Below are 14,553 nucleotides of genomic sequence, written 5' to 3'. Positions count from 1 at the left end.
GACAGTTATGCGCTTGCAACCTGTTGACAGTCTTCTGCTTACGCGCTCCAGCTTGGTCGAATATTTTTTGTTCGATATTCGCCTCGTGCACGGTATGACCTGCATTTTCCCGGGATTATTGATTCTGGCGCTCTGGCAAACTGACCGCCCCATTGCACTGCAGAGCTATTTAACGGTGCTGATGTTCCAGCGTCTCATGCAAAAAGGCTTTTTCCTGCAGAACGCGATCATTCCCGGTGCAACTGAAAACGGTCAGCGCCTGGCCGAGTACCTGGCGCAGAATCAGGACATCCGTTCCGGCTTTTCCGAGCTTATCAACGACCGTATCGGACGCATGCCTAACGCAAGACCAGCCTTGACGAGCCGCCACAACTGCTCAACGTCTTCGCCGACAGTATGTCCGGTCGTGCCGCACGCGCCTTACGCCACGGCAACCAAAGCTGCGGACATTCTTTTTGAAGAAGCGGTCAAAGAATACACGGCTCGCCATCGGGTCAAACCAGGCATTACTGGCCTAGCGCAAATCAACGGCTATCGTGGTGAAACGGACACGTTGGAAAAAATCGAAAAGCGCGTCGAATTCGACCTTGAACACATAGAAAACTGGTCGGTCTGGTTCGATTTGTACATCCTTTTCCGCACTGCTCCTGCAGTGCTGTTCACTCGTGAGGCCTATTGATGAGCACTCTCATCCCTTGCATTATCGCTGGCGGCGCTGGCACCCGACTGTGGCCGGTTTCCCGCGAAGCCATGCCCAAGCCCTTCATGCGTCTTCCCGATGGAGAAAGCCTGCTGCAAAAAACCTTCGTTCGGGCCGTCGGGTTGGCCGACGTCGACCGAATCTTGACCGTGACCAACCGTGACGTGTATTTCCGGACGGTGGACGACTACCGCCAACTCAATAAGAACCACGTAAGCCTGGACTTTATCCTCGAACCGTTCGGGCGCAATACTGCCCCGGCCATCGCGGCTGCGGCGCTGCATGTCGCTCGTTTGTATGGCGACGATGCTCACCTATTGATTCTTCCAGCCGATCATTTGATCAAGGATGTGGAGGCGTTCGCTCAAGCCGTGAGCACCGCTCGAGAACTGGCCGACCAAGGCTGGATGGTGACATTCGGCATCGTGCCGACCAAGGCTGAAACCGGGTTTGGTTATATCGAAAAAGGTCAGTCCTTGAATTCGACAGCCACAGCCTATCAAGTGGCCCGTTTTGTCGAAAAACCAGACGCTGATACTGCTCAGGGTTACCTCGACGGTGGATTGCACCTGTGGAACGGCGGCATGTTCTGCATGCGCGCCGACACGATCTTGCGCGAGCTGCAAGAGCACGCGCCGCAGGTATTGGCCTCGGTCAAAGCTTGCCTGGAGCGAAGCCCGAGTAAGGAAGGCAATCACGAATTGCAGCTGGAACTGGACAGTGAACTGTTTGCGCTGGCCCCGGACATTTCCATCGACTACGCCGTGATGGAACCCTCGCAAAAAGTCGCGGTGGTGCCATGCCAGCTGGGCTGGAGCGACATCGGCTCATGGCAGGCCATGCGCGAACTGAGCCCGGCCGACACCGATGGCAACCAATGCAACGGCCAGACCGTCTTGCATGAGGTGACCAATTGCTACATCGACTCGCCACGACGCCTGGTGGGCGGCGTCGGCCTGGATAACCTGATCATCATCGATACCCCCGACGCGCTGCTGATTGCCGACGCCAATCGTAGCCAGGACGTCAGAATCATTGCCAAGGAGCTCAAGCGCCAGGGACATGATGCTTATCGCCTGCACCGTACCGTCACCCGCCCGTGGGGGACCTACACCGTGCTCGAAGAAGGCAAGCGCTTCAAGATCAAACGCATCATGGTCCGCCCTCAGGCATCGTTGTCACTGCAAATGCACCATCACCGCAGCGAACACTGGATTGTGGTCAGCGGCATGGCGCGGGTGACCAACGGCGACAGTGAGTTTCTACTCGATACCAATGAGTCGACGTTTATCAAACCTGGCCGCACTCATCGTCTGATCAACCCCGGCGTGGTCGATTTGGTCATGATCGAAGTACAGAGCGGCGAATACCTGGGTGAAGACGACATTGTTCGTTTCACCGACGTTTATGGTCGCGTGCCCGTGGAAACGCTCAATACCTAGAAAGTCGACATCACCCTCGAGAGAACAGCAGGCCTGTAGCGACGGCTGTACCCGCTCAGGTCTGTTCGGAAATCTCGATCAAGTTCAGGTCCGGGTCACGCACGTATACCGAGCGAATCGGCCCGGTGGCGCCCGTGCGCATGATCGGGCCTTCGACAATTGGCCAGCGGGCCTCAGCCAGGCGCTCAATCACCTGTTCCAGCGGGATCGACGCAATAAAGCACAAGTCCAGCGCGCCCGGAACTGGCAGATGCGCCTTGGGCTCGAATTCGTGCCCGCGAATGTGCAGGTTGATTTTCTGGTTGCCAAACGTGAACGCCATACGTCCGGCACCAAAGGTCTCCAGTTGCATGCCGAGCACGCGGGTGTAGAAATCCCGGGTGGCATCGGCATCGCTGGCGGTCAGGACCAAATGGTCAAGATGATCGATCATGGGGTGAGCTCCTTGAATAGGGTCGAAGGCACTTGCTGGTGCATGCCAGTGACGCGGGCGGGAATCGAGTGCCCGAGCACAATATCCCGAATGCCTTGCAGAGGCTGACGAAGTCGACTGACGACTTTAGGGATGTTTAAGCATTGAATGGCCACGCTCAGTCAACCGATACATCTGCACAGGGCTGCGGGGCGAGTCGGGATCGGTCATTTCTACCAGCCCTGCCGCCAATGCCGGGTTGAGGTACGTGCGACGAAATGATTGCCGATGCGCGAGGCCCAATTGATCCATCAGCTCGCCGGACTTGAACGAAGGATGGCTTGCGAGAACCTTGAGTAGTTTTTTTACCGGGTCGGTTTGTCGTTTCCCGCAACGACGACAAGCGACCGACCTCTTCGCTGATATCTGCGACGAGGGCGAGCATCCGTGAAGTCAGTGTCAACGGTGGCTGGTATTTCTTCATTTACTAAAGTCCATGATCAATCTTCATGTTACAGAGTGGGTTTCTCGCTGAAATCCTTTACGTGTTCGATGAAGCGCGCCACCGCCGGAGCCTTTTCAAAACGGCGATAAACCAGCGACAAGAATGACGAAGGTTGGCAGTCTTGAATACGCCGGTACACCACATTGGGCAACTTGATGTGGTCCACCATTGACTCCGGCACCACGGCCACACCCTGGCCGAGAGACACCAGCGCCACAACAGCAACTAACCCACCCGGTTGAGGCCCAAGCGTTGGCGCATAGCCGCCTTGCGCGGCGACCTGCAAGGTGCCAGAGATCTGTTCGGGGAGAATGAAGATTTCATTCTGCAAATGCGCCGCATTGATTTCTTTCAGACGACACAGCCATGAGCTGCTTGGCAGCGCCAGCGCAAAGCCTTCTACCAACAGACTGACGGTGCTCAGGGCTTCGGGTAAATGCATGGGCGAGCGAACATAACCGACATCCAGCCGCCCCTCCTCGATCATTTCTGGCAAGGCCGACATCAGGTTCTCGCTGATGGTGAAGCCAATGTCCGGATAACGCAGGCGAAAGCTGCTGACCTGTTTTTGCAGCACCCCGGAAAACACCGACGAAGCCACATAACCCAGCTCGATGTGACCCGTCTCACCGCGCCCCGCACGTTGCGCATTGAGCTGCGCGGCTTCGAACTGACGCACGGTCGGCTCCGCCTCTGCCTGCAAGGCCCTGCCCGCATCCGTCAGGCTGACCTCGCGTTGCAGGCGCAGGAACAAGCGCGTGCCCAAGGCGCTTTCCATGTCCTGAATCTGTCGGGTAAGCGTCGGCGGAGCAATGCCCAGTTGTGCTGCGGCACGGCTGAAATTCCTGTGCTTGGCGACGGCCAGAAAGTAACGAAAGTGGCGTATTTCCATGACTGCATTAGCTCAAAGGTAATGAAGTGCTCAAGCCCAAGTAACAAAGCGCCTAAGGCATTGCAATAAGCTTGCTAGCACGTTACCCATAAAGCAATCGTGTATCTGCGAGGAATGACATGAAAACGCCCAGCCCGCGCATGACTCTGTTGGCCGCCTCGGCGGTCTGCTCGCTTATCGTTCTTGACACCAATATTGTCGCCGTGACCTTGCCCAGTATTGCCCGTGACCTGGGGGCCAATTTCGCCGACATCGAATGGGTGGTCAGCGCCTACATGCTGGCCTTCGCCGCACTGCTATTGCCCGCAGGCAGCATTGCTGATCGTTTTGGCAGGAAGAAGACCCTACTCTGCGGCCTGGCGCTGTTCATTCTGGCCTCACTGGGCTGTGGCGCGGCGCCAAACATCCTCTTCCTCGACATTGCTCGAGCGATCAAAGGTGTAGGGGCCGCGCTGTTATTGACCTCGGCACTGGCGACTATCGGCCATGCGTTCCATGACGAGACCGAACGGGCCAAAGCCTGGGCGTTCTGGGGGGCCTGCATGGGCGTAGCCATGACCGCCGCGCCCACCGTGGGTGGTCTGATTGCCTCATTCGTGGGCTGGCGCTGGATTTTCTACCTGAACCTGCCGCTGGGCTTGCTGCTGGTGAGCATGGTATGGCGCAACATCGACGAGTCGCGCAACGAACAATCAGCGCGGCTCGACCCTTGGGGCAGTCTGGCGTTTAGCGGCAGTCTGCTGTGTCTTATCTGGGGCCTGATCGAGGCCAATCGCATTGGCTGGGACACTTCATTGACCACACTGCGCTTGCTGGCCGGCGTACTGTTGATGGTCCTGTTCGTGGTGGTTGAGCGGCTACAGCTTCGGCCTATGGTCGATCTGCAATTGTTCAAACACCCGCGGTTCGTTGGTGCGCTCCTGGGCATGTTCGCTTACGCAGGTTGTGCCCAAGTGATGATGACGCTATTACCGTTCTACTTGCAGAATGGCCTAGGGTTCACTGCCATCGCCTCCGGGCTGGGCATGTTGCCGTTCGCGCTGACCATGCTCACCTTCCCGAAGATCGGCACGCGGTTATCTCGCCTGTTATCGCCAGCCAGCATGATGGCCCTCGGGCTGACTCTGGTCGGTTGCGGCAACCTGCTAAGCGCCTGGGCGGTGTCGATGGGCGGCTACCTGAGCTTTGCCTGCGCCATCGCCGTCACCGGGGCTGGCGCAGGACTACTCAATGGCGATACCCAGAAGAACATCATGGCGTGCGTACCGCGTGACCGCGCAGGCATGGCGTCAGGAATGAGCACCACGATGCGTTTCAGCGCGATCATGCTCGCCATCGGTGTGTTCGGCGCCTTGTTGGCCAGCCACTCACAACAGGCCTTGACCCGTAGCCTGCAACTCAATGCTCCCGGTTGGCTGGCTCAGACTGATCACATCGTGTCCCGCGTGGTAGCCGGTGACATGGTCGCGGCGATGCAGCCGCTGACGGAGAATGCGCGGCTGATCGTCCAGCCGCTGGCGCAACAGGCATTTGTTTCAGGCTTCAGCACGGTCCTGTGGGTGGCCGGATTGATGGCGCTGCTTGGCGCCCTGCTGGTGGGCACCCTTATGCGCAACCCGATACCCGCGGTTCAGTTGAGTGCTGCATAAACCCTCATGACACCACTCTGTCGCGCAGCGAACTCGGTCGGGGAAGGAACACGCATCAGCGCGACACAGCCAGCCGCCAGACCCGCGCCAGATCACGAGCTCGATCATGCAACAAGCTCGCGGCGTTGCGACAGGCATAACCGAGCGTCATTGGGCCACTGGTCAACGCAAACGCCGCACTGATGCCATGCGCGTACAGATCGGCATAGCCCTCACCCAACGTCCCGGCCAACACGATCACCGGCACCCCCTTGCGCCGGGCAATGCGGGCGACACCGAACGGCGTTTTGCCACGCAGCGTCTGAGCATCAAAACAGCCTTCGCCGGTGATCACCAAATCGGCACCGTCCAGTGCATAGGCCAGGCCCACAAGGTCGGCCACCACCTCTACGCCAGGGCGAAAAGTCGCGTTCAGGTAAGCCTTGGCAGCGAAGCCCATGCCCCCTGCCGCCCCGCAACCGGGTTGGTCGCGCACGTCATGACCCAGAACCTGAGCCGAATGGTCGGCGAAATGCCCCAACGCGGCGTCCAGCTCCAGAACTTGCTGCGGGGATGCCCCCTTTTGTGGGCCAAAAATATGAGAGGCACCCTGCAGACCGCACAATGGGTTGTCGACATCCGCCGCAACCTCAAAGCGCACGTCACGCAAACGTGCATCAAGACCGCCCAGTTCGATCCGTTGTACCTGCGCCAAAGCCTGACCACTTGGAATCAGAGGCTGATCATTACCGTCGAGAAAACGCGCACCCAACGCCGACAGCATGCCACTGCCCGCATCATTGGTCGCGCTGCCGCCAATCGCCAGGATGATACGTTGCGCGCCAGCGTCCAGCGCCGCACGAATCAACTCGCCCGTGCCATGCGTGCTACTCAGGCAAGCGTCCCTTTGCTCAAGGGTCAGTAACTGCAAGCCGCTGGCCATGGCCATTTCAATGATTGCGGTCCGGGTCTGTTCCAGCCAGCCCCACTGAGCCTCGACCGCAACGCCCAACGGTCCGCTGACAGTGGTGCTCATCCACTGCCCATCACAGGCGGCCAGAACCGCTTCGATGGTGCCCTCACCGCCATCGGCCATCGGGCATTGAACCAACTCGGCGTCAGGCCAGACTTCGGCCAGGCCCCCGGCAATAGCATTGGCGACAGCCTGGGCACTCAGGCTGTCCTTGAAAGAGTCGGGTGCGATGACGATTTTCATGGGGGCTCCTATCCGTAATGAGTAGATGTTCTCACCCTAACCGACGTTTTCCGCCTGACCTTCGCCCAAGAAACGTAGGCAGTTATTGGTCATTGGACCAAAACAACATACTGGATTTTAGTCCGCAGTGATTCGAGGCGTCATTTGTACGCCCAGATACAGGCGCAACAAGTCGTCAGTTTTGTAGGGGTCGCAACCGCTGAGCTCCGCGACCTTTTCCAGTCGATAACGCAGGCTGTTGCGGTGAATGCCCAGCGCGTCTGCACAGGCCTGACTTTCGCCGCTGTAGTCGAACCAGCTGCGCAGGGTTTCCAGCAACTGCCCGCTGTTGCTTTCTTGCAGCCGGATGATCGGGGCGGCCACGCCTTGGGCGAGCCAATCGTTGCGATAACGCCAGAACAGCACGGCCGGACGATGAACGGCCAGACGCAACAGCCGCCGCTGCGGATGGACATGGCGGGCGTAATCGAGCAAATCACGCCCCGCAGCACAGGCCTGTTGCAACGTCGCCAGATCGGCCGATTGCTCGACCGTGACCATCCGCACCACGGGCCAGCCCTGCTCGTCGAACTGCTCCAGCAGCAGCGTATCGTCGCGTTCCTTGCCTGCGGCGCGGCACCAGTGCAACAACGTCGGCTCGCGCACCACACACCAACTATGGGCATAACGGGCGTTCAACCAAGTGGCAATCTGGCTGGCCGCAGGCGTTTGCGCAGGCAGCTCGATCAATACCGACTGACGCGGCAATTGCGGTTGCAGCCCCAAATGCTCGGCTTCGTCGACCTGGCTGTCGGGGCAGTCGACCAGCAACAACCGCGAAAGCAGGTCCTCGCTGCGCTGATGCCTCCACTGTTGATCCGCCTGCTGGCGCCGGTGCTCCATGAGCATCTCGGCGGTCATCTTCACCAGCTCGCCATAGACCCGGACCTCGTCCGGCTCACCGGTAATCCCCAGTACGCCCATCAATTTCTGGTCAAGCATCAGCGGCAGATTGACCCCCGGACGCACACCATTCAGATGCTTGGCCGTCTGCGAATCAATCTCCACCACCCGGCTGTTGGCCAACACCAACTGAGCACCTTCATGCCGGGTATACAACCGATCAGCCTCGCCACTACCAATAATGATGCCCAGACAGTCCATCACATTGACGTTGCACGGCAGGATCGCCATGGCACGGTCGACGATGTCCTGCGCAAGGTCGTGATCAAGAGCAAACATGGTGGACTCCGGAGAAGGTGGGTTGCGGTGAAGGTGTTTATAGAAACACTTTTAAATTAGATGGTGAGGAGTCTGCCTGGTTCGGTAAGTTGCAGAGCCTATAAGTTGCAAGTGCGGTAAGGCTATTCCCAACGTGGCGCGCGGCGCGGAATCACTTCCGCGCCGTTTTTTCTTCTGGCGCAGAGGCCGTGCTAAGGTTCGCCAAGACTCTGACCACGATGCCCTCAAATGCCCCATCTCGCCCACACCCACCCTCGCCTGACCGCTGCGGCACTGCTCGGTTGTGTCGGTGGTTTTCTTTCCAGCTACGTTGTTCCCGATCTCGCGCCCACCACCCAAATATTGATTGGCTGGAACGTTGGGGTGTGGACCTACCTGATCCTGATGATCTGGCTGACGTTTCGCGCACAAGCCGAGGACGTCAAACGCTTCGCTATGATCGAGGACGAAAATGCCGGACTGGTGTTGGCGACAGTATGCGTGGCGGCGATTGCCAGCCTTGCAGCGATTACCCTGGAACTGGCTGGCAGTAAAGACCTGAGCGTCCACATCAGGTTGCTGCATTACGGTTTTACCGGCCTGACCATTGTCGGTTCCTGGCTGCTCACCGGTGTAATATTCAGCCTGCATTACGCTCGCCTGTTCTACACCGCCACTACCAGTAAACCCCCTCTGCGCTTCGCCGATGGCGAGAAGAACCCGAACTATTGGGACTTTCTTTACTTCTCATTCACCATCAGTGTCGCGGTACAGACAGCAGACGTAGGGGTCGCAAGCCGAGACCTGCGCAAAACCGTACTGGCCCAATCACTGATTGGTTTTGTGTTCAACACCGCGATCCTGGGGTTCTCGATCAACATCGCTGCGGGGCTGTTTGGTTGAGCGGGACCCTGCTTCAATCGCAATCTACCTGGCGGCACTGTTAGTCTCACGAATAATTTCACTGTGTTTTTGGCGAGGAAAACCACAATGGCTGAACATTCCCTCTTACAGATCGCCGTGCTCGATGACTGGCAGTCGGTGGCGAGTAACGTGGTGGACTGGACCGTTCTCGACCTGATCGGCGAAGTCAGTTTTCTGCACGAGTTCCCGGCAGATACCGCCAGCATGGTGGCGCGCCTGGAGTCGTTTGACGTGGTGTGTGTCATGCGTGAGCGCACCCTGTTCAACGAAGCCTTATTGAGCCAGTTGCCGCGCCTGAAATTGTTGGTCACCGGTGGCATGCGCAATGCCGCAATCGACCTTCCGGCGGCTGCACGACTAGGCATTCAGGTGTGCGGCACTGACAGCTACAAGCATGCCGCCCCGGAAATGACCTGGGCCTTGATCATGGGAATTACCCGCAATCTGGTGGGCGAAGCCAACTCATTGCGCGACGGCGGCTGGCAGATCGGCCTGGGCGGCGATTTATACGGCAAGACCTTGGGGATTCTCGGTCTGGGCAGCATTGGTAATTGGATTGCACGCTATGGCCAGGCCTTTGGCATGCGGGTGATCGCCTGGAGCGAAAACCTCACGCCCGAGCGTGCCGCGGAATCGGGCGTGACGTACGTCAGCAAGCAAGCGCTGTTTGAACAGGCGGATGTATTGTCGGTGCACCTGGTGCTCAGCGACCGCAGTCGCGGGATGGTCGATGCACAGGCACTGAGCTGGATGAAGCCCTCCGCGTACCTGATCAACACCGCACGCGGCCCGATCATCGACGAAGCGGCATTGATCAATGCACTGCAACAACGCCGAATCGCCGGAGCGGCTCTGGATGTCTACGAACCTGAACCCCTGCCCGCTGACCATCCATTCCGGCACATGGACAACGTGCTGGCGACACCACACATCGGTTATGTCACCGAGAACAACTACCGGACATTCTTCAGCCAAATGATCGAAGACATCCAGGCATGGCACGGTGGCACACCGATTCGGGTGCTTGGCTGATCATGACCGGCGGGGCAAGCGTGCGCAGCACCTACTCGCCTAACGCAAAGCTCTTCAGGGTTTCGCCGTCCAGCCGGTAGCGCACCCACTCATCCTGCGGCGCGGCGCCGATGGCTTTATAAAAATCGATAGCCGGTGTGTTCCAGTCCAGCACGCTCCATTCGAAACGACCACAACCGCTGTCGTATGCCAGCTTCGCCAGATGCCGGAGCATTTTCTTGCCCGCCCCGCCGCCGCGATGGCTGGCCGAGATGAACAGGTCTTCCAGGTACAAACCCTTGCGCCCCTGCCAAGTGGAATAGCTCAAGAAGTACACGGCGAAACCAATCGGTTCATCATTCTGCAGGCAGATCAGCGCCCGTGCTGGCGACGGCTCGTCAAACAGGCTGCGCTCGATGTCCGCCACACTGGCCAACACTTCATGCTCGGCCTTTTCGTAGATCGCCAGTTCGGTGATAAAACCCAGAATAACCCTGGCATCGGCCCTGGTCGCTTCGCGGATATGGATGCTCACGGTCACGCTCCTGAATTTGAACGGTTTTACTTAACGAAATGCTCTCACCCCGGAGGGCGAACGCTCAGCAGCGAATTGTGTCTCAACCATCAGTGCCGTGCAGCATTCGATGCACGACTTAGCGACATTACTAAATTCGACCCGAGGCGCTTATGGACAGTGAAAAAGATGGCAAGACCCCTGGTCTGTCCGCTGAAGAAGAAAGAGAGGTCGACAAAAACCAGCCCCCACGTGCCGCCGTGCTGCACGAAACCATTCGCCTCCAGGGTGATCAGGAGCTTGAGCGCAGCATCGCCGCTCTTTGGTGGTCGGCCCTCGCTGCTGGTCTGACCATGGGCTTATCGCTGATGGCCATGGGCCTGCTCGATGCTCGACTGCCCGAAGGCGATACCAGCAAAGTAATCGCCAGCCTGGGTTATTCGGCGGGGTTTCTTGCGGTAATTCTGGCACGTCAGCAGTTGTTCACCGAAAACACCCTGACCGCCGTGCTGCCGGTGATGACCAAACCAACGCTGGGCAACTTCGGCCGGCTCTTGCGTTTGTGGGGCGTGGTATTGATCGGCAACCTGACCGGCACCCTGTTGGTGGCCTACGTCATGCTGCACTTGCCGATTTTCGATGCAAAAACCGATGCAGCGTTTCTCGATATTGGCCGTAAGGTCATGGAAAACAACGTCAGCCAGATGTTCTCCAAGGGCATCATTTCCGGCTGGATGATCGCCACCATGGTCTGGATGATCCCGTCCATGGAGAGCGCAAAAATCTGGATCATCCTCCTCATCACCTACCTGATGGCGCTGGGCGATTTCACCCACATCGTCGTCGGTTCGGCCGAGGTTTCATACCTGGTGTTCGCCGGCCAACTGCCGTGGAAAGACTTCTGGCTGACCTTTGCCGGGCCGACCCTGGCTGGCAACATTATCGGCGGCAGTTTTATTTTCGCCCTGATCAGCCATGCCCAAATCCGCAGCGAAAGCGGTCCACCCAAGCAACGAGGAAGCAAGGACCTGGGTCAGCCTGACAAACACAAGAATGAAGAGATAAAGCGCGGATAAGAGCGCGCGCCTATCTGGAAACGGAGCGTCGCGCCTCAACGCCGCCAACGGAAAACTGTTCGGCAAAGGCGGCGCGGCGGAGCTGTTGGGGCTTAAACCTACAACCCTGGCTTCAAGGTTGAAGCGGTTGGACATTGAGTTGGAAGGCGGAAATAAAGGGTAAGCACCCCATCATTATTTTCAGGAATAGTCGCTATCACCCTCACCCCCCTTCTCACCTCGCGGCAGAACAATTAGCCTGCGCGCAATCTATTACCAGACAGCCTTTCGCGCGCATGTTGCAGGCGTGTTTGGTTCACTTGTCCGCCCGAGAACGCTTTTCTTATGAGTACCACGACCCAAACCCGCCACGCCGAGGCCCCCACTATGACGCGAGGCATGGTAATGCTGTTCGCGTTTTGCTGTGGCGCTATTGTCGGCAATATCTATTACGCCCAACCAATCATCGAGCTGATTGCGCCCGACATCGGCCTGTCCAGCACCATGGCCAGCGTGATCGTGTCGCTGACTCAGATCGGCTACGCGCTTGGGCTGTTCTTCCTGGTGCCGTTGGGCGACCTGCTGGAGAACCGACGGTTGATGATCATGACCTCCCTGTTGGCCATCATCAGCTTGTTGGGCGCAGCGTTCAGTCAACAACCGAATGTGTTTTTGCTCGCGTCGTTGTTGGTGGGGTTCAGTTCAGTGTCGGTGCAAATCCTGATTCCGCTGGCGGCGCATCTAGCACCTGAGGAATCTCGGGGGCGGGTCGTTGGCGGGATCATGGGCGGGTTACTGCTGGGGATTCTGCTGGCGCGGCCACTGTCCAGCGTAATCGCCGACCACTTCGGCTGGCGCGCGGTGTTTGTCTCGGCATCGGTACTAATGATGATCATCAGTGTGGTGCTCGCCACCACCATGCCCAAACGCCAACCTGACCATAGCGCCTCGTACGGGCAACTGCTGTTTTCACTGTGGACCTTGCTGCGTACGCAACCAGTTTTACGTCAGCGGGCGTTCTACCAAGGGCTGATGTTTGCTGCGTTCAGCTTGTTCTGGACCGCCGTACCGCTGGAGCTGGCACGCAACCATGGCCTGTCGCAGACACAGATCGCCTTGTTCGCGCTGGTCGGTGCCATCGGCGCGATCGCAGCGCCCATCAGTGGGCGTCTGGCCGATGCCGGACACACCCGCATTGCCAGCCTCGGGGCATTGGTTCTGGCTGCGTTGAGTTTCTTGCCGGCGCTGATTCACCCGATTTACAGCGTGATCGGACTGGCCGTGACCGGTGTGGTCCTGGACTTCTGCGTGCAGATGAACATGGTGTTGGGGCAGCGTGCGGTCTACGCCCTGGATGCCGCCAGCCGCAGCCGCCTGAATGCGCTGTACATGACCAGTATTTTCATCGGAGGGGCCTTCGGTTCGGCGATTGCCAGCGTGCTGTACGACCGCGGCGGCTGGCTATGGATCGTCGTTGCCGGCAGCGCGTTCCCGGTGGTTGCGTTGCTCAGTTTTCTGAAAGACGCTGCAGGCGAACGGCACGACGCTGTCATCGCTGACTGATCAGCGCATTGACCCGTCCGGAACATGAGGGCCGCCCGGCTCGAATGCCTTCGCGCACTACACTGCGCGTGCCGGGGTGCCCCACAGGTTCAGATCGTCAGAGATGCAACGCATGCCCCAGCGCACGTAGCGCCGCTTCCTGAACCGCTTCGCCGAGTGTCGGGTGGGCGTGGATGGTGCCTGCGATGTCTTCCAGGCGAGCGCCCATTTCCAGGGATTGGGCAAAGGCCGTAGACAGTTCCGACACGCCGACCCCGACGGCTTGCCAGCCGAGAATCAGGTGATTGTCACTTCGCGCGACCACCCGCACGAAACCGCTTTTCGATTCCAGGGTCATCGCCCGGCCGTTGGCAGCGAACGGGAAGTTGGCGACCAGCACGTCCAGTCCTTCGGCCTTGGCCTCCTGAGGCGTCTTGCCGACCACCACCAGCTCCGGGTCGGTAAAGCACACGGCGGCAATCGCCAGCGGATTGAACTCTCGGTGTTTGCCCGCGACCAGCTCCGCGACCATTTCGCCTTGAGCCATGGCGCGGTGAGCGAGCATCGGCTCCCCCGCCAAGTCGCCAATGGCCCAGACATTACGCATGCTGGTCTGGCAACGCTCGTCGATCTTGATCGCCGCGCCGTTCATGTCCAACGCCAGGGCTTCAAGGTTCCAGCCTTGGGTGTGCGGACGACGACCGACAGCGACCAACACCTGATCAGCTTCCAGCTCGAGGGTCTCGCCCTCTGGATTACGCACCTGCAAGGTCTGCGTGACGGGGTCGAAACCTTCGACGCTGTGTTGCAGGTACAGCTTCACACCCAGGGTTTTCAGGGTCTCGGCAATCGGCTGGGTCAGTTCCTGATCGTAAGCCGGCAAGATCCGGTCGCGAGCCTCGACCACGCTGACGTCCGCGCCCAGCTTGCTGTAGGCAATGCCCAACTCCAGGCCAATATAACCGGCACCGACCACGATCAAACGCTTGGGGATGGCGCTGGGTGTCAGCGCTTCAGTGGACGAAATGATCGGCCCACCGAGGGGCAGCATCGGCAGATTGACCGAGGTCGATCCGGTGGCCAGCAGCAGGTGCTCGCACTGAATACGCATGCCAGCGCCTTCAACCTCGACGGTCTTGCCGTCAATGATCCGCGCCCAGCCGTGAATGACCTGAACCTTGTTTTTCTTCAGCAACGCCGCGACGCCCGAGGTCAAGCGGTCAACGATGCCGTTCTTCCAGTTCACGCTTTGGCCAATGTCCAGGGTGGGCGGCTGGACACTGATACCCAGCGCCGAGCCTTGACTGAAGCGCGTGGTCTGATGGAACTGTTCCGCGACGTGGATCAGCGCCTTGGACGGTATGCAGCCGACGTTCAGGCAGGTGCCACCCAGTGTCTGGCCTTCGATCAAAATAGTCGGTATGCCCAACTGCCCGGCACGGATCGCCGCGACATAACCGCCGGGGCCGCCGCCGATGATCAGCAAGGTGGTGCTCAGAGTCTGCTGCATGA

13 protein-coding genes and 1 pseudogene are annotated in these 14,553 nt (G+C 58.9%); 7 read left to right on the top strand and 7 right to left on the bottom strand.

The window, feature by feature from the left end; translation table 11 throughout:
• Positions 1 to 342: 342 nt before the first annotated feature.
• Together RHM55_RS23590 and RHM55_RS23585 are read left to right on the top strand one after the other, a co-directional pair.
• A pseudogene (locus RHM55_RS23590) lies at positions 343 to 679 on the top strand (sugar transferase); the annotation flags it as partial.
• Positions 679 to 2,142, top strand: a complete 1,464-nt coding sequence (locus RHM55_RS23585; protein WP_322178570.1) for a mannose-1-phosphate guanylyltransferase/mannose-6-phosphate isomerase — start codon at positions 679 to 681, stop codon at positions 2,140 to 2,142. The pseudogene RHM55_RS23590 and the gene RHM55_RS23585, both read left to right, overlap by 1 nt.
• A 55-nt stretch (positions 2,143 to 2,197) precedes the next feature.
• Here the strand turns inward: RHM55_RS23585 and RHM55_RS23580 are convergent, their stop codons facing one another.
• From RHM55_RS23580 to RHM55_RS23570, 3 genes are all read right to left on the bottom strand, one after another.
• Positions 2,198 to 2,575: a VOC family protein gene (locus RHM55_RS23580; protein ID WP_322178569.1), complete on the bottom strand. Its 378-nt coding sequence runs from the start codon at positions 2,573 to 2,575 to the stop codon at positions 2,198 to 2,200.
• A 126-nt stretch (positions 2,576 to 2,701) separates the two neighbouring features.
• Positions 2,702 to 2,869, bottom strand: a complete 168-nt coding sequence (locus RHM55_RS23575; protein ID WP_407074590.1) for a Fic family protein — start codon at positions 2,867 to 2,869, stop codon at positions 2,702 to 2,704.
• Between the two features lie 197 nt (positions 2,870 to 3,066).
• Entirely contained in the window at positions 3,067 to 3,951 is an 885-nt protein-coding gene (locus RHM55_RS23570) for a LysR family transcriptional regulator (protein ID WP_322178567.1), read from the bottom strand.
• 119 nt (positions 3,952 to 4,070) lie between these two features.
• On the opposite strand from RHM55_RS23570, the gene RHM55_RS23565 reads away from it, so the two are divergent.
• Entirely contained in the window at positions 4,071 to 5,600 is a 1,530-nt protein-coding gene (locus RHM55_RS23565) for an MFS transporter (protein WP_322178566.1), read from the top strand.
• A 55-nt stretch (positions 5,601 to 5,655) separates the two neighbouring features.
• Here the strand turns inward: RHM55_RS23565 and RHM55_RS23560 are convergent, their stop codons facing one another.
• Entirely contained in the window at positions 5,656 to 6,795 is a 1,140-nt protein-coding gene (locus RHM55_RS23560) for a glycerate kinase (protein WP_322178565.1), read from the bottom strand.
• Between the two features lie 117 nt (positions 6,796 to 6,912).
• Positions 6,913 to 8,016, bottom strand: a complete 1,104-nt coding sequence (locus RHM55_RS23555; RefSeq protein WP_322178564.1) for a sugar diacid recognition domain-containing protein — start codon at positions 8,014 to 8,016, stop codon at positions 6,913 to 6,915.
• Between the two features lie 228 nt (positions 8,017 to 8,244).
• Here RHM55_RS23555 and RHM55_RS23550 point away from each other — a divergent pair, with 228 nt between their 5' ends.
• Complete coding sequence (locus tag RHM55_RS23550) at positions 8,245 to 8,898, top strand: DUF1345 domain-containing protein (RefSeq protein WP_322178563.1); 654 nt, start codon at positions 8,245 to 8,247, stop codon at positions 8,896 to 8,898.
• An 87-nt stretch (positions 8,899 to 8,985) separates the two neighbouring features.
• On the top strand, positions 8,986 to 9,951 hold the full coding sequence (locus RHM55_RS23545) for a D-2-hydroxyacid dehydrogenase family protein (RefSeq protein WP_322178562.1): 966 nt from the start codon (positions 8,986 to 8,988) through the stop codon (positions 9,949 to 9,951).
• A 31-nt stretch (positions 9,952 to 9,982) separates the two neighbouring features.
• On the opposite strand, the gene RHM55_RS23540 is transcribed toward RHM55_RS23545, so the two are convergent.
• Positions 9,983 to 10,465, bottom strand: coding sequence for a GNAT family N-acetyltransferase (locus RHM55_RS23540; protein ID WP_322178561.1), 483 nt, complete (start codon positions 10,463 to 10,465; stop codon positions 9,983 to 9,985).
• A 152-nt stretch (positions 10,466 to 10,617) separates the two neighbouring features.
• Here RHM55_RS23540 and RHM55_RS23535 point away from each other — a divergent pair, with 152 nt between their 5' ends.
• Positions 10,618 to 11,520 carry a formate/nitrite transporter family protein gene (locus RHM55_RS23535; protein WP_322178560.1) on the top strand — a complete coding sequence of 301 codons (903 nt, stop codon included), beginning with the start codon at positions 10,618 to 10,620 and terminating at the stop codon, positions 11,518 to 11,520.
• Between the two features lie 324 nt (positions 11,521 to 11,844).
• Positions 11,845 to 13,062 (top strand): MFS transporter, encoded by a 1,218-nt coding sequence (locus RHM55_RS23530; protein ID WP_322178559.1) that lies wholly within the window; start codon positions 11,845 to 11,847, stop codon positions 13,060 to 13,062.
• A 97-nt stretch (positions 13,063 to 13,159) separates the two neighbouring features.
• Here RHM55_RS23530 and lpdA read toward each other — a convergent pair whose 3' ends face one another.
• Entirely contained in the window at positions 13,160 to 14,551 is a 1,392-nt protein-coding gene (gene lpdA / locus RHM55_RS23525; protein ID WP_322178558.1) for a dihydrolipoyl dehydrogenase, read from the bottom strand.
• Positions 14,552 to 14,553 lie beyond the last annotated feature (2 nt).

It is taken from the genome of Pseudomonas sp. MH9.2 (assembly GCF_034353875.1).
Taxonomy (GTDB): Bacteria; Pseudomonadota; Gammaproteobacteria; order Pseudomonadales; family Pseudomonadaceae; genus Aquipseudomonas.
This window is presented reverse-complemented; position numbering and strand designations above follow the sequence as displayed.

Excerpts from the sequence above, each read along its gene's own strand:
- RHM55_RS23580 (WP_322178569.1), bottom strand. The coding sequence starts at position 2,575 with ATGATCGATCATCTTGACCATTTGGTCCTGACCGCCAGCGATGCCGAT.
- RHM55_RS23530 (WP_322178559.1), top strand. The coding sequence starts at position 11,845 with ATGAGTACCACGACCCAAACCCGCCACGCCGAGGCCCCCACTATGACG.
- RHM55_RS23565 (WP_322178566.1), top strand. The coding sequence starts at position 4,071 with ATGAAAACGCCCAGCCCGCGCATGACTCTGTTGGCCGCCTCGGCGGTC.
- RHM55_RS23555 (WP_322178564.1), bottom strand. The coding sequence starts at position 8,016 with ATGTTTGCTCTTGATCACGACCTTGCGCAGGACATCGTCGACCGTGCC.
- lpdA (WP_322178558.1), bottom strand. The coding sequence starts at position 14,551 with ATGCAGCAGACTCTGAGCACCACCTTGCTGATCATCGGCGGCGGCCCC.
- RHM55_RS23550 (WP_322178563.1), top strand. The coding sequence starts at position 8,245 with ATGCCCCATCTCGCCCACACCCACCCTCGCCTGACCGCTGCGGCACTG.
- RHM55_RS23560 (WP_322178565.1), bottom strand. The coding sequence starts at position 6,795 with ATGAAAATCGTCATCGCACCCGACTCTTTCAAGGACAGCCTGAGTGCC.
- RHM55_RS23535 (WP_322178560.1), top strand. The coding sequence starts at position 10,618 with ATGGACAGTGAAAAAGATGGCAAGACCCCTGGTCTGTCCGCTGAAGAA.
- RHM55_RS23585 (WP_322178570.1), top strand. The coding sequence starts at position 679 with ATGAGCACTCTCATCCCTTGCATTATCGCTGGCGGCGCTGGCACCCGA.
- RHM55_RS23570 (WP_322178567.1), bottom strand. The coding sequence starts at position 3,951 with ATGGAAATACGCCACTTTCGTTACTTTCTGGCCGTCGCCAAGCACAGG.
- RHM55_RS23545 (WP_322178562.1), top strand. The coding sequence starts at position 8,986 with ATGGCTGAACATTCCCTCTTACAGATCGCCGTGCTCGATGACTGGCAG.